The organism is Streptomyces sp. BK022 (assembly GCF_004217355.1).
Classification (GTDB): domain Bacteria; phylum Actinomycetota; class Actinomycetes; order Streptomycetales; family Streptomycetaceae; genus Streptomyces; species Streptomyces griseoluteus.
This window is the reverse complement of record NZ_SHKU01000002.1, coordinates 21,060-41,552: the sequence shown is the minus strand read 5'-3', so window position 1 is coordinate 41,552 and position 20,493 is coordinate 21,060. Positions and strand designations below refer to the sequence as shown.

Annotated in this window: 17 protein-coding genes; 10 read left to right on the top strand and 7 right to left on the bottom strand. The window is 69.1% G+C overall.

Going from position 1 to position 20,493, the window contains the following annotated elements; all coding sequences use genetic code 11:
- Positions 1-135 precede the first annotated feature (135 nt).
- The 3 genes from EV284_RS06135 (at position 136) to EV284_RS06125 (ending at position 3,323) form a co-directional block, all read left to right on the top strand.
- A complete protein-coding gene (locus tag EV284_RS06135; protein ID WP_130331213.1) occupies positions 136-972 on the top strand; it encodes a DUF3558 domain-containing protein in 837 nt (278 codons plus the stop codon).
- 126 nt (positions 973-1,098) lie between these two features.
- A complete protein-coding gene (locus EV284_RS06130; protein ID WP_207228953.1) occupies positions 1,099-1,971 on the top strand; it encodes a DUF3558 domain-containing protein in 873 nt (290 codons plus the stop codon).
- Positions 1,972-2,069: 98 nt separating this feature from the next.
- Positions 2,070-3,323 carry a DUF2637 domain-containing protein gene (locus EV284_RS06125; RefSeq protein WP_130331211.1) on the top strand — a complete coding sequence of 418 codons (1,254 nt, stop codon included), beginning with the start codon at positions 2,070-2,072 and terminating at the stop codon, positions 3,321-3,323.
- A 58-nt stretch (positions 3,324-3,381) separates the two neighbouring features.
- Here the strand turns inward: EV284_RS06125 and lysS are convergent, their stop codons facing one another.
- The gene (lysS, locus tag EV284_RS06120) at positions 3,382-5,124 is read right to left on the bottom strand and encodes a lysine--tRNA ligase (protein ID WP_130331209.1); all 1,743 of its coding nucleotides are present in this window, start codon (positions 5,122-5,124) and stop codon (positions 3,382-3,384) included.
- Positions 5,125-5,284: 160 nt separating this feature from the next.
- Here lysS and argS point away from each other — a divergent pair, with 160 nt between their 5' ends.
- From argS to EV284_RS06095, 5 genes are all read left to right on the top strand, one after another.
- Positions 5,285-7,054 carry an arginine--tRNA ligase gene (gene argS, locus EV284_RS06115; protein ID WP_130331207.1) on the top strand — a complete coding sequence of 590 codons (1,770 nt, stop codon included), beginning with the start codon at positions 5,285-5,287 and terminating at the stop codon, positions 7,052-7,054.
- A 159-nt stretch (positions 7,055-7,213) separates the two neighbouring features.
- On the top strand, positions 7,214-7,465 hold the full coding sequence (locus EV284_RS06110) for a hypothetical protein (protein ID WP_130331205.1): 252 nt from the start codon (positions 7,214-7,216) through the stop codon (positions 7,463-7,465).
- Between the two features lie 13 nt (positions 7,466-7,478).
- Positions 7,479-8,660, top strand: coding sequence for a flotillin family protein (locus EV284_RS06105; RefSeq protein ID WP_242625609.1), 1,182 nt, complete (start codon positions 7,479-7,481; stop codon positions 8,658-8,660).
- 207 nt (positions 8,661-8,867) lie between these two features.
- Positions 8,868-9,251 carry a hypothetical protein gene (locus EV284_RS06100; protein ID WP_130331203.1) on the top strand — a complete coding sequence of 128 codons (384 nt, stop codon included), beginning with the start codon at positions 8,868-8,870 and terminating at the stop codon, positions 9,249-9,251.
- Positions 9,252-9,254: 3 nt separating this feature from the next.
- Positions 9,255-10,091, top strand: coding sequence for a hypothetical protein (locus tag EV284_RS06095; protein ID WP_130331201.1), 837 nt, complete (start codon positions 9,255-9,257; stop codon positions 10,089-10,091).
- Between the two features lie 45 nt (positions 10,092-10,136).
- Here the strand turns inward: EV284_RS06095 and hemB are convergent, their stop codons facing one another.
- The 4 genes from hemB to EV284_RS06075 all read right to left on the bottom strand — a co-directional run bounded on the left by hemB (position 10,137) and on the right by EV284_RS06075 (position 15,866).
- The gene (gene hemB, locus EV284_RS06090; RefSeq protein WP_130331199.1) at positions 10,137-11,129 is read right to left on the bottom strand and encodes a porphobilinogen synthase; all 993 of its coding nucleotides are present in this window, start codon (positions 11,127-11,129) and stop codon (positions 10,137-10,139) included.
- Positions 11,130-11,196: 67 nt separating this feature from the next.
- Positions 11,197-12,129 (bottom strand): phosphotransferase, encoded by a 933-nt coding sequence (locus tag EV284_RS06085; RefSeq protein WP_165425472.1) that lies wholly within the window; start codon positions 12,127-12,129, stop codon positions 11,197-11,199.
- Positions 12,130-12,134: 5 nt separating this feature from the next.
- Positions 12,135-14,789: an ATP/GTP-binding protein gene (locus EV284_RS06080; RefSeq protein ID WP_130331195.1), complete on the bottom strand. Its 2,655-nt coding sequence runs from the start codon at positions 14,787-14,789 to the stop codon at positions 12,135-12,137.
- A 150-nt stretch (positions 14,790-14,939) separates the two neighbouring features.
- Complete coding sequence (locus EV284_RS06075) at positions 14,940-15,866, bottom strand: helix-turn-helix domain-containing protein (protein ID WP_347402179.1); 927 nt, start codon at positions 15,864-15,866, stop codon at positions 14,940-14,942.
- Positions 15,867-16,331: 465 nt separating this feature from the next.
- Here EV284_RS06075 and EV284_RS06070 point away from each other — a divergent pair, with 465 nt between their 5' ends.
- The gene (locus tag EV284_RS06070) at positions 16,332-17,165 is read left to right on the top strand and encodes a helix-turn-helix transcriptional regulator (RefSeq protein WP_130332892.1); all 834 of its coding nucleotides are present in this window, start codon (positions 16,332-16,334) and stop codon (positions 17,163-17,165) included.
- Positions 17,162-17,368: a DUF397 domain-containing protein gene (locus EV284_RS06065; protein WP_130331191.1), complete on the top strand. Its 207-nt coding sequence runs from the start codon at positions 17,162-17,164 to the stop codon at positions 17,366-17,368. The genes EV284_RS06070 and EV284_RS06065 overlap by 4 nt, the downstream gene beginning before the upstream one ends.
- Positions 17,369-17,427: 59 nt before the next feature.
- Here the strand turns inward: EV284_RS06065 and EV284_RS06060 are convergent, their stop codons facing one another.
- A complete protein-coding gene (locus EV284_RS06060) occupies positions 17,428-18,975 on the bottom strand; it encodes a class I SAM-dependent DNA methyltransferase (protein ID WP_130331189.1) in 1,548 nt (515 codons plus the stop codon).
- Positions 18,972-20,489: a restriction endonuclease subunit S gene (locus tag EV284_RS06055; protein WP_278045817.1), complete on the bottom strand. Its 1,518-nt coding sequence runs from the start codon at positions 20,487-20,489 to the stop codon at positions 18,972-18,974. Before EV284_RS06055 ends, EV284_RS06060 begins: the two co-directional genes overlap by 4 nt.
- Positions 20,490-20,493: the final 4 nt, after the last annotated feature.

Sequence of the window (20,493 nt, the reverse complement as noted above, 5' to 3'; positions counted from 1 at the left end):
CGACCACGGCAGTGCGTGCGATACACATTGTGTCCAGCAGGCGCCCCGCCGCGGCAAGCGATTAACCAGCGGGGACACTGGAGCATCGACCGGGCACCGCCGTCGGGTCGCACACCGTCCTTAAGGAGCCCGACCGTGCAGCGGAAGGCGTACATCACCGGCACCGCCGCCCTCCTCGCGGCCCTGCTGGCAGGCTGCAGCTCGGGCTCCGGCGGCGGCACGCCCACCGACGACGCCAACCCCGGTGACGCCGCCTCCGCCCCGGCCGCCGCCCAGCCCGGCCGGTACCGCACGCTGCCCGAGCCCTGCGGGGCCGTCGGCCACGACACCCTCGGCACCCTGCTCCCCGGCATCCAGCAGCTCACCGACACCGACCAGCGCGACAAGGCGTACCGGGGCGTGCCCGCGCTGACCTACGACACCGACCGCAAGGTGGGCTGCCGTTGGAAGGTGGAGTCCGCCCTCGCCACCGACCGCCTCGCGGTCGACTTCGAGCGCGTGGTGTCGTACGACGGCGCGGTCAGCGACGACACCCAGGCGCAGAAGCTGTTCCAGGGCATGGCGAAGGCGGCCGACCTCCCCGTGCCCTCCCTCTCCGCGCCCGCCTCCCCCAGCACCGGCCCGAGCGGCAGCGGCACCCCCTCCCCGTCCGCCGACCCCTCCGGCAGCCCCTCCTCGGGCGCCTCCACCGACCCGGCGGCGGGTGACTCCGGCAGCGCCGCGCCCACCGATCTCCAGCCCCGCGTCCTGCCCGACCTCGGTGACGAGGCGTACCTGGACGACCAGCTCGGCTCGTCCGGTTCGACCGCCGAACCCCGGACGGTGACTGTGGTGTTCCGCACGTCCAACGTGGTCGTCACCATCGACTACGAGGAGCAGCCGATGGCCGTCGGCACGGTCCCGGACAGCAAGGAAATGCAGGACAGGGCCCGCGATCTGGCCTCTCAACTGGCCGACGTGCTGGACGGCTGACGCCTCTTCGCCCGCCTTGGTCCCCCTCCCCGAAGGTGCTCGACCGGCGACCGCGGGCCGCGCGTACCGCGTACGGTGGCCCCGCAGGAACCCGCACGAACACCGAGCGTCACGAGTGAAGGAACCATGCAGCGAGCAGCCCAGCGATACGACCGTGCCCAGCGTGGACCGCGTGCCACGCGTCTGAGCCGTGCCCTGGTGTGCGCGGCAGCCGTTCCCGCGGTACTGATCACCGCGGCCTGTTCCTCGGACTCCGGCGACGCCCCGGGCAAGGCGGGCGCCTCCGCCGAGCCGTCGGCCGGCGGCGGCTCCGCACAGCCGTCGGTGAAGCCCTCCCCGACCGTGCAGGCGTCGGTGTTCCGCAAGCTGCCCGAGCCGTGCAAGGTGCTGCCCAAGAAGACGCTGGGCGACCTGGCCCCGGAGGCGGACACGGACGGCAAGAAGGGTTCGGGCGACGACACCGCGAACCGGTCCTCCTGCTCCTGGACCAGCCTGGACAACAACGGCGTCAAGGGATCGCAGTTCCGCTGGCTGAACGTCTCCCTGCTCCGCTTCGACTCCGACACCTCGCGCGGCAGCGGCAACGACCAGGCGCACGCGTACTACACGCGCCAGGTCCAGGACGCCAAGGCCGCCTCGGGTGCGAAGAACACCAAGACGGAGGCGCTCGGCGGCACCGGCGACGAGGCGACCGCGGTGCGCTACGACCTGAAGAAGAAGGAAGGCGCCTTCAAGCAGCAGACGGTGGTGGCGCGCGTGGAGAACGTCGTGGTCACCCTCGACTACAACGGCGCCGGTCTCGCGGGCGACAAGACCCCGGACGCGGACGACCTGACGGCGGACGCCAAGAAGGCGGCCAAGGAGGTCGTCACGGCGGTGGCCAGTGCCAACGGCCGTGCGGCGCAGGGCAGTTCCCCCTCGGCCAGCCCCTCCAAGGGCACCTCCAAGTCTCCTTCCCCCAAGGGCTCGGCGTCCTCCGGCGCCCCCAAGAAGGGCTGACCGACACCACGTTCGGCGCACACCTGTGCCACTCTGTTGCGCGCAACAACACGCAAGGGAGGGGAGTACGAGTGGCCGCGCCAATGCAGTTGACTCGGATGCACCGCGTTCTGATCGGCGTGGTCGTCACCGGCGCGCTGGTCATCGCCGGTATCGGCTTCGCCGGTTCGTACGCGGCCGTCCGGGAGCTGGCCCTCAAGAAGGGGTTCGGGAACTTCTCGTACGTGTTCCCGGTCGGCATCGACGCGGGCATCTGCGTACTGCTCGCCCTCGACCTGCTGCTGACCTGGATGCGCATCCCCTTCCCGATGCTGCGTCAGACGGCCTGGCTGCTCACGGCCGCGACGATCGCCTTCAACGGCGCCGCCGCCTGGCCCGACCCGCTGGGCACCGGCATGCACGCGGTGATCCCGATCCTGTTCGTGGTCTCCGTCGAGGCGGCCCGGCACGCGGTCGGCCGGATCGCGGACATCACCGCCGACAAGCACATGGAGGGCGTCCGCCTCACCCGCTGGATGCTCTCCCCGCTGCCCACCTTCCTGCTCTGGCGGCGGATGAAGCTGTGGGAGCTGCGCTCCTACGAGCAGGTCATCAAGCTGGAGCAGGAACGTCTCGTCTACCAGGCCCGGCTGCGCTCCCGCTTCGGCCGCGCCTGGCGCCGCAAGGCGCCGGTGGAGTCCCTGATGCCGCTGCGCCTGGCCCGCTACGGCGTCCCGCTCGCGGAGACCGCCCCGGCGGGTCTCGCGGCGGCGGGCATCGAGCCGGTCCTGCTGCCCCCGGCACCGGCCCCGTCCCCCGCACTCCCCCAGCCGGCCCCGGCCGCGCTCCAGGCGGCGCCCGCGCAGACTCCGGCCCCGGCGCAGGCCGTTCCGGCACCGCCGGCCCAGGCCGAGCAGCAGCCTCCGCCCCCGGAGGCCGAGGACGAGAACAGCCCCTGGTTCCAGACGCCCCCGCGTGACGTCGACTACCACGGCGGCTACGACCCGGCCTTCGAACCCGGCCCGGACCCCCAGTACTTCCCCGAGGAGCAGTACGGGGACTGGTACGAGGAGCAGCCCCCGGAGCAGTTCCAGCAGCCCTCCCCGGAGGAGACGGGCAGCTTCCCGATACCCGTCGGCCCCCACCGCACCCGCGAGCTGGGCGAGGGCGGCGGGCCCGCGGAGCCGGACGAGGAGGAGCTGTACCAGGTCTTCCGCCAGTCGATAGACGGCAGTTACCCGACCCCGCTGGTGCTCGGCGACAACATCCAGGCCACCTACGGCAGTTCACCGGACCCCGGCCGGCTGAAGGTCCTGGTGGAGCGCTTCCAGCAGCGCCACATGGCGGAGCTGGAGGAGGACCACATCGCGTGACACGCGAAGGAGGGGGCGCCCGGTGTGACACCGGGCGCCCCCTCCTCGTATGCGCGTCCTACTCCCCGAGCAGGGCCCGCACCCGCTCCTGACCGACCGCCAGCAGCAGGGTGGGCAGGCGCGGGCCGGTGTCCCGGCCGACGAGCAGGTGGTACAGCAGGGCGAAGAAGGTCCGCTGGGCCGTCTTGATCTCCGGCGGCAGCTCCTTGGGCGTGGCGTCGGCGGAGAAGCCGGCGCGCACCTTCGGGACGCCGTAGACGAGGTGGGTCAGGCCGTCCAGGGACCAGCTGTCCGCGAGCCCGTCGAGCAGCAGGCGCAGCGACTCGCGTGCCTCGTCGTCCAGCGACTTCAGCAGCTCGGCGTCCGGCTCCTCGCGCACGATGGTGCGCTGGTCGGCGGGGACGTAGGTGTTGATCCACGCCTCGGCCTTGTCGTACCGGGGGCGGGCGTCGGCGAGGTCGGTGATCGGGTTGGCCGGGTCCAGCTCGGACAGGATGCGCAGCGCCTGGTCCTGGTGTCCGGCGGTGATGTCCGCGACCGAGGCCAGCGTGCGGTACGGCAGCGGGTGCGCGGTCCTCGGCAGCTCACCGGCGGCGGTGCCCACCGCGCGGGTGTACGCGGCGACGTCACCGGGGAGCGCGGAGCCCTCGGCGACCTTGCCGGCGAGCTTGTCCCACTCGTCGTAGAGGCGCTGGATCTCCTGGTCGAAGGCGATCTTGAAGGACTGGTTGGGGCGGCGGCGGGCGTACAGCCAGCGCAGGAGCTGCGGCTCCATGATCTTCAGCGCGTCGGCCGGGGTCGGCACACCGCCGCGCGAGGACGACATCTTGGCCATGCCGGAGATGCCGACGAAGGCGTACATCGGGCCGATGGGCTGCTCGCCCTCGAAGATCCCGACGATCTGGCCGCCGACCTGGAAGGAGGAGCCCGGCGAGGAGTGGTCGACACCGGAGGGCTCGAAAATGACGCCCTCGTAGGCCCAGCGCATCGGCCAGTCGACCTTCCAGACCAGCTTGCCCCGGTTGAACTCGCTCAGCCGGACCGTCTCGCCGAAGCCGCAGGCGGTGCAGGTGTAGGCCAGCTCGGTGGTGTCGTCGTCGTAGGACGTGACGGTGGTGAGGTCCTTGCCGCACTCGCCGCAGTACGGCTTGTACGGGAAGTACCCGGCGGAGCCGGAGCTGCCGTCGTCCTCGGCGGCCGCGCCGGACCCCTCCTCGGCCTCCAGCTCGGCCTCGTCGACCGCCTTCTGCTGCGGCTTCTTGCCCGGCGCCTTCTTGGTGCGGTACTGGGCGAGGATCGCGTCGATGTCACCGCGGTGCTTCATCGCGTGCAGGATCTGCTCGCGGTAGACGCCCGAGGTGTACTGCGCGGTCTGGCTGATCCCGTCGAACTCCACCCCCAGCTCGGCGAGCGCCTCGACCATGGCGGCCTTGAAGTGCTCGGCCCAGTTCGGGTAGGCGGAACCCGCCGGCGCCGGGACCGAGGTCAGCGGCTTGCCGATGTGCTCGGCCCAGGACTCGTCGACGCCCGCGATCCCGGCCGGGACCTTGCGGTAGCGGTCGTAGTCGTCCCAGGAGATCAGGTGCCGCACCTGGTACCCGCGCCGCCGGATCTCGTCCGCGACCAGGTGCGGGGTCATGACCTCGCGCAGGTTGCCCAGGTGGATCGGGCCGGACGGGGAGAGCCCCGAGGCGACGACGACCGGTTTGCCCGGAGCCCGACGCTCCGACTCCTGGATGACGTCATCCGCGAAACGGGAGACCCAGTCGGTGGTCTCGGCACTCTGAGCCACGGTCGGCACGTCCTTCGGTTCAATTCGGAGCGTTGGGAGTCCGGCGGTCGCTCGTCCGCCGGCCTCCTCTCATACTCCCAGACGGCCGCGCACGCGAAAAACGGCTTTACCCCCCATGGGATACTGGCCGGGACCATCCATTCCCACGAGGAGAACGGCACCCTTACCTATGGCCTCGGTCACGTCCCTCAGCGACTCCGTCCAGCAGCACCTCGCTTCCGCGCTCTCGGCCGCCCTGCCGGAGGCCGCCGGTGCGGACCCGCTGCTGCGACGAAGTGACCGGGCCGACTACCAGGCCAACGGCATCCTCGCGCTCGCCAAGAAGGCCAAGGCCAACCCGCGCGAGCTGGCGGCCCAGGTCGTCTCCGGCATCGTCACCGGCGAGGTGATCGCGGACGTCGAGGTCTCCGGCCCCGGCTTCCTCAACATCACCGTCGCGGACCGGGCGATCACCGAGAACCTGGCCGCCCGGTACGCGGACGACACCGGCCGTCTCGGCGTGCCCTACGCCGCGCACCCCGGCACCACGGTGATCGACTACGCGCAGCCGAACGTGGCCAAGGAGATGCACGTCGGCCACCTGCGCTCGGCGGTCATCGGCGACGCGATGGTGCGGCTGCTGGAGTTCACCGGCGAGAACGTGGTCCGCCGGCACCACATCGGCGACTGGGGCACCCAGTTCGGCATGCTCATCCAGTACCTGGACGAGCACCCGCACGAGCTGGACCACAAGGAGTCCGAGGTGTCCGGCGAGGAGGCGATGTCCAACCTGGACCGCCTCTACAAGACCGCGCGCCGGCTGTTCGACTCCGACGAGGAGTTCAAGACCCGTGCCCGGCGCCGGGTGGTCGACCTCCAGGCGGGCGACCCGAAGACCCTCGCCATCTGGCAGAAGTTCGTGGACGAGTCGAAGATCTACTTCTTCTCCGTCTTCGACAAGCTGGACATGGAGGTCCGCGACCCCGACATCGTCGGCGAGTCCGGGTACAACGACATGCTCGCGGAGACCTGCCGCCTGCTGGAGGAGTCCGGCGTCGCCGTGCGCTCCGAGGGCGCGCTGTGCGTGTTCTTCGACGACATCAAGGGCCCGGAGGGCAACCCGGTCCCGCTGATCGTCCAGAAGTCCGACGGCGGCTACGGCTACGCGGCCACCGACCTCTCCGCGATCCGTGACCGCGTCTTCAACCTCAAGGCGACCACCCTGCTGTACGTGGTGGACGCCCGGCAGGCCCTGCACTTCCGGATGGTCTTCGAGACCGCGCGCCGCGCGGGCTGGCTGAACGACGACGTGACCGCGCTCCAGCTCGCCTTCGGCACGGTCCTCGGCAAGGACGGCAAGCCGTTCAAGACCCGTGAGGGCGAGACGGTCAAGCTGGAGAACCTGCTGGACGAGGCCGTCGAGCGGGCCACCGCCGTGGTCCGGGAGAAGGCCCAGAAGGTGGGCCTGACCGAGGACGAGATCGTCGAGAACGGCCGGTACGTCGGCGTGGGCGCCGTGAAGTACGCCGACCTGTCCACCTCGGCCGTGCGGGACTACAAGTTCGACCTGGACCAGATGGTCTCGCTCAACGGCGACACCTCGGTGTACCTCCAGTACGCGTACGCCCGTATCCAGTCCATCCTCCGCAAGGCCGGCGAGGCCCGCCCCGCCGCCCACCCGGAGCTGGCGCTGGCCCCGGCGGAGCGCGCGCTGGGGCTGCACCTGGACCAGTTCGCGGAGACGGTCCTGGAGGTGGCCGCGGCCCGCGAGCCGCACAAGATGGCCGCCTACCTCTACCAGCTCGCCTCGCTGCTGACCTCGTTCTACGACCAGTGCCCGGTGCTGAAGGCCGACTCCCCCGCCCAGGTGGAGAACCGCCTGTTCCTGGTCGACCTGACCGCGCGCACCCTGCACGAGGGCATGGCGCTGCTGGGCATCCGGACGCCCGACAAGCTCTGACCCGTACGACACCGATCGGCCCGGCCCGCCCTGTGCGGACCGGGCCGATTCGCATGACCGGCGGCCCTTCAAAAGCCAGAGAGAACCTTGGTGTACGCCCGTCAACAGCAGGTCTATCGTCGGACCGGAGGACCAGAAACGACGGGAGGCAGCCGGGCGATGGCACAGGACGAAGCCGTGATCGGCTGCACGGGGGAACTGCTCATCGGCACGCGTGGCTCCGCCGGTCCCGGCGAGATCCTGGTGCGGGTCAGAGGCGGCTCCGAGACCTTCCTCGCCTGGTCGCAGGAGCCGCTGCCGCGCGGGGCGACCGTACTCGTGATCGAGTCACGGGGGCTGCGTGAGGTCGATGTCATCGCGTGGGGCGATCCATTGGACACGCTGGGCGGGCTGTCCGCCGGCGTCGACTGAGGAGACGAGCAGTATGTTCGGTTACCGCGTTCCCGCTCCCGACGAGGCGATGCTGATCTCGGGTGGCAGGCGGGGACTGGGGGGCGCGCCGTTCCGGGTGGTGACGGGGCACGGGAAGTTCGTGCTCCCCGTGTTCCGCAAGGTCCGCTTCCTCACGCTGTCGATGTGCGAGGCCGAGGTCACCGAGACCTGTGTGACCAGGCAGGGCATCGCGCTGCACGTCCGCGCCGTGATCGCGTTCAAGGTCGGCAACGACCCGGAGAGCATCATCAACGCCGGCCAGCGCTTCCTCTCCGACCAGGAGCAGATGTCGGTGCTGACCGGGCGGATCTTCGCGGGCCACCTGCGCGCGATCATCGGCTCCATGACGGTCGAGGAGATCGTCACCGAGCGGCAGAAGCTGGCCGCCGAGGTGCTGGACACCTCGAAGACGGAGATGGCGAAGATCGGTCTGACCGTGGACTCGCTCCAGATCCAGTCGATCGACGACGGCAACACCGGGTACATCGACGCGATGTCCGCCCCGCACAAGGCGGCCATCCGGCGCCAGGCCCAGATCGCCCAGGCCCAGGCCAACCAGGCCGCCGCCGAGGCGGAGCAGGTCGCGGCCCGCAAGCAGGCGGAGTACGCCCGGCAGACCGCGGTGGTGCAGGCGGAGTACTCGGCGCAGGTGGACCGCGCGCAGGCCGAGGCCGCCCAGGCCGGTCCGCTGGCGCAGGCGCACGCGCAGCAGGAGGTGCTGGCCGCGCAGACCGAACTGGCGCTGCGCAAGGCGAAGTTGCGTCAGCAGGAGTTGGTCGCGGAGATCGTGAAGCCCGCGGAGGCGGAGGCGGAGCGGGTCCGGGTGCTCGCCATCGCGGACGCCGAGCGGATGAAGATCCAGGCGGAGGCGGCGGCCTCGCACGACCGGGTCGCGCTGGACCGGATGCTGATCGACCAGCTCCCGCAGATCGTGAAGGAGGCCGCGGGCGGCCTCAAGGGCGCCAACGTCAACGTCCTGAACGGCGCGGACGGCCTCGGCGAGATAGCGGCCGGGCTGGTCGCCCAGGGCCTGACGATCCTGGACTCGGTCCGCAACAACCTCAGCGGCCAGAACGGCGCCGCCCAGCCGTCCGACCACCCCGAGCAGCACAACGGCCGCCTGGAGATCCAGGGCCCGGCCGCGCAGGAGCGGAAGACCGGCGAGGAGAAGTAGCCGTCTCCCGGCCCCGCACACGAACGGCACCGTCCCAGCGGGGGCGGTGCCGTTGCCGTATGCCGTCGCCGGAAGGTGCCCCTGCGGCGGGGCACGTGGCGCGGGCATCGTCTCCGCCACCCGGTCGCGGAGAGGGTGTCCCCTCTGCCATGATCTGACTCCCCGTCTGGTCAAGTGCCGTGCAGCGCAGCACGGTTGGAGGATCGTATGGATGTGTCACTCGCGCAGTCGGTGGCCTCGGCCGTCGGCCAGGGAGCGCTGGACGCCGTGGGGGCGAGGGCGCTCGAAGCCCTGCTCGGCATGATCCGGCACCGGTTCCGTCGCGACGAGGAGGCGCTGTCCACGCTCGACGGCGCGGCGACGGACCCCGCCCCGCTGATCGCCTCACTGGACCGGTACATCGACAGCGACCCCGCCTTCGCCGACGATCTCCGCGACTGGCTCAAGGAGGCGGCGAACCGGGGTGCCGCGCCGACGACCCAGCTCGTGCACAGCAACCAGGTCTCCGGCACCGTCCACGGGTCTGTCATCCAAGGGCAGAACATCAAGGGCCGCTTCACCTTCCGCGGCCTCATGGGCAGGGGCGACTGACCCGTGGAAGCACCAACCTCGTCCGACCGCACCAGCAACGAGATCTCCGGCGCCTCCAAGGTCGGCGGCAACGCGTACCAGGCCAAGCACATGCACTTCGGCGGCCGCCAGCTCGGCCTGACCGCGGTCGGGCTGGCCGCCGTCGGCGCGTTGACGTTCCTCGTCGTGCACGCCAACGCCGGCAGCGGCGGAGCGGGACAGCTCGCCGGAGCAGCCCAGCAGAGCGCGGCGGTCACCGGCACATCCCCCGCACCGTCGGTCAACTCGCCCTCGGCGAAGCCCAGTCCGTCCGTTGTGAGCGAGGCCCGGGACGAGAAGCCGCCCGCCGTGGAGGCCAAGCCGAAGGTGACGCGGAAAGCAGCGACTCCCAGCACCCCGTACGCCCGCGACCGCCTCTACTGCGGTGAATGGCGGAGCTCCCCGTCAGGGTCCGGCCTCGTAGCGAGCGCCTGCTCCCAGATCACCGGAACCGATGCGGCGTTCGGCGTCAGGGTGAAGAACGTCAGCAGCGGCCAAGTGGTCGTCGACGTCTCGGTCAAGTACCTGCGCGGCGGAATGGCTACGGAGTGCCCTCAGGGGCCCTACTCGATGACCAAGGTCAGAATCGACGCCGGGCAGGTCTGGTACAGCAACCTGGGTCTGTGCTCCGCGCGCAACCTGACCACAGGCAACTTCCAGGCCTTCGCCCTGGCGGTGGAGAACCCCGACGGGGACACCGACCTCAAGAACGGCGGCCCCAAGTACTCCCCCACCGCCGACTTCACCACCGACGGCAAGCTGACCTGCAAGCAGGAGGACAAGAGCTGGGGCTCCTGCGACGTCTACCGTCCGCAGGACTGACGGACCTGGGCGGAGCCACCGGGCCCCGCCCACTCTGCAGCAGCCTCAGCGCAGCTTCTGCGCCACCTCGGTCGCCCAGTACGTCAGGATGTTCCGCGCCCCGGCCCGCTTGATCCCCGTCAGGGACTCCAGGATGGCCCGGTCGCGGTCGATCCAGCCCTTCCCGGCGGCGGCCTCGATCATCGAGTACTCCCCGGAGACCTGGTAAGCGGCCACCGGCACGTCCACCGCGTCGGCGACCCGCGCCAGGATGTCCAGGTAGGGCCCGGCCGGCTTGACCATGACCATGTCCGCGCCCTCGGCGAGGTCCAGCTCCAGCTCGCGCAGCGACTCGCGCAGGTTCGCCGGGTCCTGCTGGTAGGTCTTGCGGTCGCCCTGGAGAGAGGAACCGACCGCCTCGCGGAAGGGCCCGAAGAAGGCGGAGGCGTACTTCGCGGTGTACGCGAGGACCGCCACGTCCTCCCGGCCGATCTGGTCCAGCGCGTCGCGGACGACGCCGATCTGGCCGTCCATCATGCCGCTCGGGCCCACCACGTGGGCGCCCGCGTCGGCCTGGACCTGCGCCATCTCTGCGTACCGCTCCAGGGTGGCGTCGTTGTCGACGCGGCCCTCGGCGTCCAGCACCCCGCAGTGGCCGTGGTCGGTGAACTCGTCCAGGCACAGGTCGGCCATGACCAGCAGGTCGTCGCCGACCTCGGCCCGCACGTCGCGCAGGGCGACCTGGAGGATGCCGTCGGGGTCGGTGCCCGGCGTGCCGAGCCCGTCCTTCTTCGACTCCTCCGGCACCCCGAAGAGCATGATCCCGGAGACGCCCGCCTCGGCGGCCTCCAGCGCGGCCTTCTTCAGGCTGTCGCGGGTGTGCTGCACGACACCGGGCATCGCCGCGATCGGCACCGGCTCGCTCACGTCCTCCCGGACGAAGGCCGGAAGGATGAAGTCGGCCGGATGCAGCCGCGTCTCCGCGACCATCCGACGCATGACGGGCGAGGTCCGCAGCCGCCGCGGCCGCGCACCGGGAAAGGAACCGTACTTCGACATGGCTTCTACGCTACGCCCGCTCATCCGGTGCCTTTACCGACGCGCAGTCGGCCTGTCGGCCGCTCTGTCAGACACCGGGCACGTGCCCCTCGATCGAGTCCACGAAGCGGATCAAAGCACGGTGGATGGTCCGCTTGTCCGGGTCGGGAAAGCGGATGTTGTGGCGGAAGTAGCGGTGAAAAGCGATGATCAACGCGGCGTGCTCGATCTCCAGCGGCAGCCCCGTGAGGTCAGCGCGGGTCAGGGTGGCAATGGAGCGGTAGCCGTCGACCAGGGCTCGCGCCCGGGCGGGAACGAGTGCGTTGTCCTCCTGGGCGAGGCCGACGACGGCCATGCCCAGATCCAGGAGCGGGTCGTCGAGGGACAGGGTCTCCCAGTCCAGGATCGTCAGCCGGGAGCCCCCGCTGATCACCAGGTTGTCGGCGAACAGGTCGCCGTGAGTGATCCTGGGGGTCCGCTGGGTCCCGGCCTCTGCGGAACGGACGCGATCGAGCCCTGCGGTCAGCCAGTCCGCGAAGGCACGATCCTCGAAGCGCGGGATGTAGTCGAGATGAGCCGCGGAGAGGCGCCGGGTGCCGACCGGTACGTCCGTGAGCCCGGCGGAAGTCGGGTCCACGGCGTGGAGCTGTGCCAGGGCACGACCGGCATCCGCGAGCAGCTCCAACGGCAGAGGCTCGACCACCTTGCCGTCCACCCACCTCTTCAGGATCACAGTGGAGTCACCCAGCGGAGTAGTCAGCGACCCGTCGCGGGCGGGGATGACCTCGATGGTGGGGATGCCGGCACGAAACAGGGCCTGAGTGTGTGCGGCCAGGCGCCGGGCACTACGGGCATCGTGGTTGTCCAGGATCGTGAGGACATAGGCACCGCTCGGGCTGGATACACGGAAGCTCGAGTTGGCGGCACCGCCGGGTAGGGCCGTCAGCGTCGGCTGCTCGATGCCGTATCCATCGGCCAGTGCGGACACGTCGATCTGGTCGAGCGTGGTGTAGTTCGCCACCGGGTTTACGCTCCTCTGTTCGTTGCGGCTTCCCGCCGCCGATCGGCTACAAGGGCCGCCCAACGGGCTTGGGTCTGCTGAACACCGTCGAGCCATTGCGCGGCAGGCAGCTCACTGGGGCGCTGGTCACCTGTCATGAGATAGGTGAGCTCCATCAGGTAAGCGAATTCCTCGCCTCGCACAGAGGTAGCCAGCCGATCCCGTGCAGCCTCCAACAGTGCGGGGGAGTCGAGGACGGCGGCATGGAAGCAGGCGGCGAGATGCACGTAGGCGACCGAGGAGGTCAGTCCCGCTTCCCGCGCCAGCACTGCTACCTGCTCCGCGCGCTCCGGCAGATCTGTCGCCACGCCGGCGTCGCGGACCAGCGCGGCGATCTCCACCTGGATCTCTGCCCAGCGGATGGACGCGTGCCCGAGCAGGTCCTTCGCACGAGCGATCTGCTCTGCGGCGCGGGGCCTGTCCTGGAAGGCGGAGGCGAAGGACAAACACGCCTGGGAGAGTGCCGCCTCGCCGGACTGCCCTGTACTCAGGGCCTCGTCGCGGCTGGCGGCGTAGGAGGCACACGCGAGGGCGACGGAGCCCTGGCTCCACCACAGGTCCCCCAGTACGCGATCGCGCCGCCCTTCGGTTCCGAGTGTGCCGACGGCATCGCGAACCTGCGGGAAGCACCCCACTCGGCGGGCGAGGTGCGCCTGTCCACGAGCGGCCGTCGCTGCCAGCCTGCCGCCGATGTCGATGACCTGCTGCATCCCGGACAGCGACGCCTGGAAGTTACCCAGGTCTCGGTCGCACTCGGCGAGGAAGTACTGCGGCAGCTCGCGCAGTGTCTCCGGGAGATGCCCGGACGCGAGGACGCGCCGCAGCGTCTCGGCGGTCAGGCTGCGGTGTCGGCGCTGTCGGCCGGCGACTGCGGTCAGCGTCACCGACAGCGCGTGGGCCGGGGTGATGATCGAGGCCGAGTCGCTCATGTCGGTGCCCGCGGTACCGAGGGGTTCCCAGATGAAGTCCTCGACGTAACGGAAAGCGGCATCTTCCAGCCAGCCGAGGTCGAGGCGGTAGTCGTTCGCCAACCGCAATCCCTGGCGGAGGGACGCGACCAACCGAGTGCGGTCCCGGTCGGACTCCAGGCCCAGGGCATGGAAGGCTCGCAGGGCTGCCCGCTGCCAGTCGGCCTCGCTCCAGCGGTCCTCACTGGTCGAGTCCGCTTCTCGAACCGTTCCGCGGATCAAGTCGTGAAGCCGGTAGGGCCAGGGTGCGGCCGGGTCGACATCAACGAACGGACGCTCGGCCAGATCCATCGCAGGCGCGTCGTGATCCAGGCCGGCGGCGGCCGTGGCCAGGCTGATCGAGAAGGAGTCGAGCAGGCTCACCGAACGTAAGACTCGTCGTGTCTCCGGCGCCAGATCCCGGAACGTGCGCGCGACCAGTGCGGGAAAGTCGAGATTGAATTCGTGCACGTCGGGGGCGCGTCCGCTGCGCCGGTACAGGTCCAGGAACCGCATGACGGCAAGGTCGAGGTAGAGCGGCAGACCGTAGGAGTTACGGGTGATGAATCGGCGTGCGCGGTCGTCCAGCAGAGGTTCCCCGCCGATGGTCAGCCGCTCGCACAGATAGATTTCGCAGTCTTCGGCCGACAAGTACCCGACTGTGTGCTGTCGGGGCTCCTCAAGGGCGCCGCCGACGAGTTGCGGCCAGTACTCCGGTCCAGCCCAGTCGAGTTGTCCCTCCAGGGTGGCATCCGCCCACTGCAACCGGTTCCGGCCGGTGACGACGAACAGCACATTCGGCATCAGCCATACGACACGCTGGAGCAGCTTCTCCAGGTCGCGATGTCCTCGGTGACCGGCCTCCTCGAAGGTGTCCAACATGACGACCGGCGTGACGCGGTGCTTCTCGGGGAGTTGTCCCAGATCCCAGGCGAAGAGGTGGGCGAAGTAGCTGAGCGTGTCCTGGTTGGGCTCGGCCTCCAGCAGGTCGGCCAGCCTCCGGCATCCGGCGAGTGTCCGCACCCGATGACGTCGGTCGCGCAGCGCTCCCACGAGTGCCCGCAGGCCGACACCCACCAGGGCTCCCGCAGTGCCGGGAAGGGTCACAGCCTGGGCGGCGTCGGAGAGCACCGACTGCATCTGCTGCGGCAGCACGTTGGAGCCGGGCAGTCGACTGAACCACGCTCGGTGCCGGAGGTACTCCTCAAGTGGCTCGCCCGGGTGCGCGCTTTGCCAGTAGCGCTGAAAGGCGATGTCGAACGCGGGCATCGCGTGCCCCAGATCCGCCACCGCCAACCGCAGGGCAAGCATCAGCGACTCCACGTCCGAGCCTGTCTCACGGGACAGGTCGATGCGTATGGGTAGGACGCGGCCCACACTCGGGTGCAGCGGGGGCCAGTCCTCCCTGCCGCCGATACCGTCCGCGAGCCGGTCGGCCACGCCACGCGACAGCGTCGATTTCCCGATACCGCCGACACCGTAGAAGACCAGGACGTTGCGGCGCGGGGTTTCCAGATCCTGGACGTCGAACCCAGGAGCACGCACCCGTTCGGTGTGGCGCACCAGGCTTTCGGCCACGGAAGCCCACTCGCCCTGCCGGTCGGCGAAGAAGTCGACGGCCTTCAGTTCACGATCGTTGGACCGGAACAGTGCGCGCAGATCAGATCCGGACACCCCACACCCCCTATGCCACGAAACGGACCTCGTCAGCTCAGCAGTCATCCTGATGGAACGTCAAGGGGCATCAAGTCGGCCGGAATCACCCGACCCATCACCACCTCCAGTCGCCCTCTCGCCGCGGCCAGGCTCAAGAGACGATCGAGCTCAGGCCACCCGACCTGCCTCGAACCCGGACCGGCAGTCCCTGCAGAGCCTCGGCTCGGCCGCCCGGAATCCCCGGTCGCAGCCGTCGCAGTTCCACATGGGGTGGGGCGCGGTGGCGGGCCGGGCAGGCGGCGCGGTGGGCTTCGGCAGGGGCAGAGGGAGGTGATCGCGCAGGCGGTAGGCGATCAGCGCCGCCGGGCTCTCCAGGACCGCCGGCAGACCCGACGTCAGGGTGTGGATGACGGTGGAGGCGCCCGCGCCGACGTCGAACCAGGCGGTGACGGCGGGCGCGAGCCGGTACACGTCCCGGCGGGACAGGGTGAGCCTGGCGTCGGTGCGGCGCAGGCCCGCGAGAAGCGCGACGGCCTTGTCGTCGCGGGGGCGTGGTGTGGCATCGGCGCCGGGTGGGTCGGGCTGGTCTGCCCCTGCGGGGGAGGCGGGTGGCGTGGCTGCCACGACGGGTGCCTCGGGTGCGGAGGGCGCCGAGGGAACGGTGGTCGTCCCTGGAGGCACCGGGTCCGCATGGCCCGCGCCCCGGTCCTCCTCCTGCGGCGCTGTCCGGGCGTCCCGTGAGGGCCGGGATACCAGCCTGCGGGCTGGGGGCGCCGTGGCAGGACCGGGTACGGCGGGTACGTGGACCGGAAGGTGGTGAGCGTAGGTGCGGGTGGCGATCCGCCCGCTCTCCGTACGCTCCCGCACCCGCCGGAGGTACCCGTGCGTCTCCAGCTCGCGCAGGGCGAAGGCGATCCGCTCCCGGCCCTCGGGGAACCGCTCGGCGAGGCTGCGGATGTCGACGGGGGCGCCCTCGGGCAGCGACAGGATGTGCGCGGCAAGGCCGATGGCGGTCAGCGACAGCACGGGGTGCTGGACCAGGTGGTTTCCGACGACCGTGAACCGGTCCGGGTGGACGGCCCGTACGTGGGTCACACCGGACGGGGTGTCGGTCCGCCGAACCTCATGAATCCGGGGCGGGGCAGGGTTAGGATTTTTCTCAGCCATAGGGAAGGTGCTTCTTCCTCGTTGGTCAGGCCCTCGCACTGGGATTGCCGTCCCGGCGGGGGCCGAAGCATGTGTGGGGTTGTGGAGGCGCGTCAACGCCTCGGAGCGAGATTGCACCCCAACGGCTGCGCCGCGCCAGCCGGTTCACGCCTTTTCACCCGGCCGAGTGATCGACTCGGGGTTTGGCCGGTAGGCAGGTTCTTTTCCCCGGTTCTTTGGTCTTTTTACGTCCCGCGGCCCCGGCTCCCACCCGACCGCCCTACGGGCTCCCTGGCGCCGGTGGGCCGACGGGCGAGGCGATTTCACTGAATCACGTCACCCAGCGTGTTCACTCCTGCGTACCTTGTGAAAAAGCCCTGTTGGGCACAGGAAGTGCACGAAGGGACGGCGAGCGTGAGGAACTGGGACGCGGGGCTGGAGGACGACGAGTCCGGTGCGGTCATCCGGGCGGTCGGCCGTCAGTTGAAGCTGTGGCGCGAGGCGACCGGCCTCACCCGGGCCGACTTCTCCACGGCCATCGGTTACGGGGAGGACCTCGTCTCCTCCGTGGAGCAGGGACGGCGCATTCCGCGCCCGGAGTACCTGGACGCGGCCGACCGGGTACTGGAAGCGGGTGGCCGCGTCGCCGCCATGCAGCGGGACGTGGCGGAGGCCCGGTACCCGAAGAAGGTGCGGGACCTGAAGAAGCTGGAGGAAGACGCCGTTGAGCTGGACGCCTACAACAACTCGGTCATCCATGGCCTGTTGCAGACGGAGGCGTACGCGCGAGCGGTGTTCGCCGGAAGCCGGCCTCCCTTCATGGAAGACGAGCTGGAGCAGCGGGTGGCCGCCCGTATGTCCCGGCAGGAGATCGTGAGCGAGTCTGCGGGGCGCCCGGTCTTCAGCTTTGTCCAGTGCGAGTCGACGCTCCGCCGCCCCGTCGGAGGCAGGACAGTCATGCGAGCGCAGCTCGAACGACTGCTGAAGGTCGGCGAGTTCCGTAACGTGGACCTACAGATCCTCCCTCTGAGCCAGGAGGAAAACTCAGGTCTCGGTGGTTCGTTCAGGCTGCTCAGACTCAAGGACGGCAGCACCGTGGGTCACGTCGAGATCCATGAGATCAGCCGCGTGATCGCCGACCCAAAACACGTACAGGTCCTGGATATGCGCTATGGGATCATCCGGGCGCAGGCTCTCGCACCGCGTGAGTCACTGGCCTTCATCGAGAAAGTGCTGGGAGACACATGAATCGCATCCCCTCCGCCGAGGCCGGATCAGGGCTTGGTTGGATAAAGAGCAGCTACAGCACCGCAGAGGGCCCCGACTGCATAGAGATCGCAGCCGCTCCCGCCACCATCCACATCCGCGACTCCAAGAACCCAGACGGCCCCCGCCTGGCCCTCACCCCCGCGGCCTGGGCCACGTTCCTGCCGTACATCTCCCCACGCTGACATGGCGAACGCCTGAGGCCCGCGCCCGAGTCCACTGGCGCGGCCCTCAGGCGCGTTTGTCATTCCTCGTCAGAGACTTCCTCCGCATCGGTGCTCTGCTCGCGAGCCTGCTGAAGCGTCTCAGCGATCGCGGCGAACTCCTCCAGCGCGGCCTGGAGGTCCTCGACGATCTCGGCGGCGAGCACTTCGGGCGCGGGCAGGCTGTCCGCGTCGTCGAGGCTCGGGTCACGGAGCCAGGTGATGTCGAGGTTCGCCTTGTCGCGGGCGATCAGCTCCTCGTACGTGTACGCCTTGAAGCGCTCCGTCTCGACGCGCTTGGAGCGGTCCTCGTCAGGGCGGTAGCACTGGACGAAGTCCTCAAGAGACGCCCGGGTGAGCGGGTTCTGCTTGAGCGTGAAGTGCTGGGCCGTACGGAAGTCGTAGACCCACAGCTTCTCGGTCCACGGCTCGTTGGGCCGGGCCCGCTTGCGCTCGAAGAACAGCACGTTGGCCTTGACGCCGCCCGCGTAGAAGATGCCGGTGGGCAGGCGCAGCATCGTGTGGACGTCGTACTCCTTGAGCAGGCGCCGGCGGATGGTCTCGCCCGCACCGCCTTCGAAAAGCACGTTGTCCGGTACGACGACTGCCGCGCGGCCGTCGATCTCCAGCAGAGACGCGATGTGCTGCACGAAGTTGAGCTGCTTGTTGGTCGTGGTGACCCAGAAGTCACGCCGTTCGTAGGCGATCGCCTCGCGGGCGGCGGAACCGTCTTCGCCGTAAACGGTGATGGACGACTTCTTGCCGAAGGGCGGGTTGGCCAGGATCAGGGTGGCGCGCTGGGTGGGCGGGGCGGCGAGGGCGTCGGTGGTGTGCACCAGCGCGTTGCCAGTCGGCTGCCCGATGCCGTGCAGGAAGAGGTTCATCGCGGCGAGACGCGCGGTGTTCCTCACCAGCTCGGTGCCCCAAATGCCACCGCCGCTGAGGTGCTTGCGCTGCTCGGGAGTGAGCTGGCTGCCGTACTCGTGGAGGATGTACTCGGCGGCGGCGAGCAGGAAGCCACCGGTTCCGCAGGCGGGGTCGGTGATCCAGTCCTCCGGAGTCGGACGGACACAGTCGACGATGGCCTGGATCAGCGGGCGGGGCGTGAAGTACTGCCCTGCACCCGACTTGACGTCCTCCGCACCGCGCGCGAGCAGCTCCTCGTATGCGTCACCCTTGATGTCGGTCTTCTGACCCGACCAGTTCTCTTTATCGATCAGGTCCTTGACCAGGCGCTTGAGCTTGGCGGGGTCGTGGATGCGGTTCCTGGCCCCGTTGAAGATCAGGTGGAACGTGGTGCCCTTGAGCTGGTTTCCGAGATCTTCGAGGAGCTGGGTGTACGCGGCCTCAAGCGCGGCACCGTCGTTCTTCAGCAGCTCGGGCCAGCCACGGTTCTCCCAGACCGACCCCTCGGGCATGATCTGCTCGCGGAACATCGGGGGCCGGGTCTGCGCCTCGTGCGCCATCTTCAGGAACACGAGAATCGTCAACTGCTCGACGTAGTCGATGGTGGAGACACCGTCGTCACGCAGAACGTGGCAGTAACTCCAGAGCTTGTCGACAAGCCGACGGGCCTCGGTCGTGGTCACGAGGGGATCTCCATGTCGAGAGTGGGCTGGGTGGCGGTGGCGAGGGTAGGGACGTCCGTGGGGGGCGGCGGTGCGTCCGGCATGGGTGCGGCGTCGGGGGTGCGCTGGTGCTGAGCGGGTGCCCGGCGGGGGCTTCGGCGCCGGGGCTTAGCAGCGCCGGCCGCCTCTCGTTCGACTCGGATGTCGTCAAGCAACGCGTCGGCGGACCTGTCTGCAGGGTCCTGAGGGACCAAACGGCCAGCGAACGCCTCAGCGAGGAGGGATCGTCGGAGTACAGTCCCCCTGGCGAGAGCGGCTCGGACAGCCGTTTCCGTCTTCTCCACGACCGACAGTTGCCGTTCGACCTCCTGCACGATCTGCTTTTGAAGATCCGAGGGAGGAATCGGTACCGGAAATTGCTTAATCTTTCGCAGGCTGATCGACGCCAGGTTTACGCTTTGCTTCCCATTCACCTCGAACCAGCGACGCCCAAAGCTGTTTGCATGCCAGGCCAAGATCTTCGGATCAAGGAGACCATTACGCACCCTGGCCCGAAAAACGTGATTCTGATGGATACAGCTCTCGATTTGACCTTCCCAGATCCATCCCCGCCCAAGCTTGTCTCGGTCTCCTCCCTCATTCAGCAGAACATCACCTGCCTGGAGGGTCAGCGCGGAAATCTTTTCATGTGAAGTTCGAATGGTGGCGATTGTCGCCAGGTTCAGATGTCCGCGCTGCACATTCGCTACGCGAAGGTACGGAACCTCCGGAAGCTTCGGATCTGACTGCTTTTTGGCATCTTTCGTGATACCGCCTACAACATCGGCGACTTCACCGAGGCGACCCCAAATCCAACCTGCTGGCAAGGCCGGGAGCTCTCCGTCGACGCAATCGGCGGCAGGGGGCACCGGCTGGCCTGTCGCAGGAGGCAGTCCGAGCAAATGCCCGTTGCATGCCTGAAGCAGCAGACGCTCGCCATACGCCGAGAGCTTTCGCAGGTTCACTTGCAGAAGCCCCTCCGCCCGAGCCATCTGGACAAGGTGCTCTTCGAGCGCGGCAACGATGCGCCGCTGCTCCTCCAGCGGAGGCAGTGGAATACTCACCCTCTTCAGCTTTGCCGTACTTAGGGTGTGCAATCCACTAGTCGATGCCGCTACGCTTCGAAGCTGCGCAGATACCTCCGGCGAGTTCCATAGAAGCTCCAGGAATTTGGCCGAGATCGCGGGGCCCGGCCGTACCCGAATCAGATGATTCTGATGCACGCAGTTCTCAATCTCACCACCCCAGCGAGCAGCCCGGCCGAGCTGAGAAACACTACCGTTCCCTTCCACGACAAGCAGATCGCCGGGACGGAGAACGAACCTCTCCAGTTCGCCATCAAACAGCTCGACCTCATGCACCTCCCGGAGATCAAGCGACCCACTGCCGACGTTGGCGACCCGAAGAAAGGGGAACTTGTTATCGACCGGACGCCGCTTCTGCTGCTTCTGGATACCTCCCTGAACCTCGGCGATCTCGTCGAGGTTCACTCGCACCCAT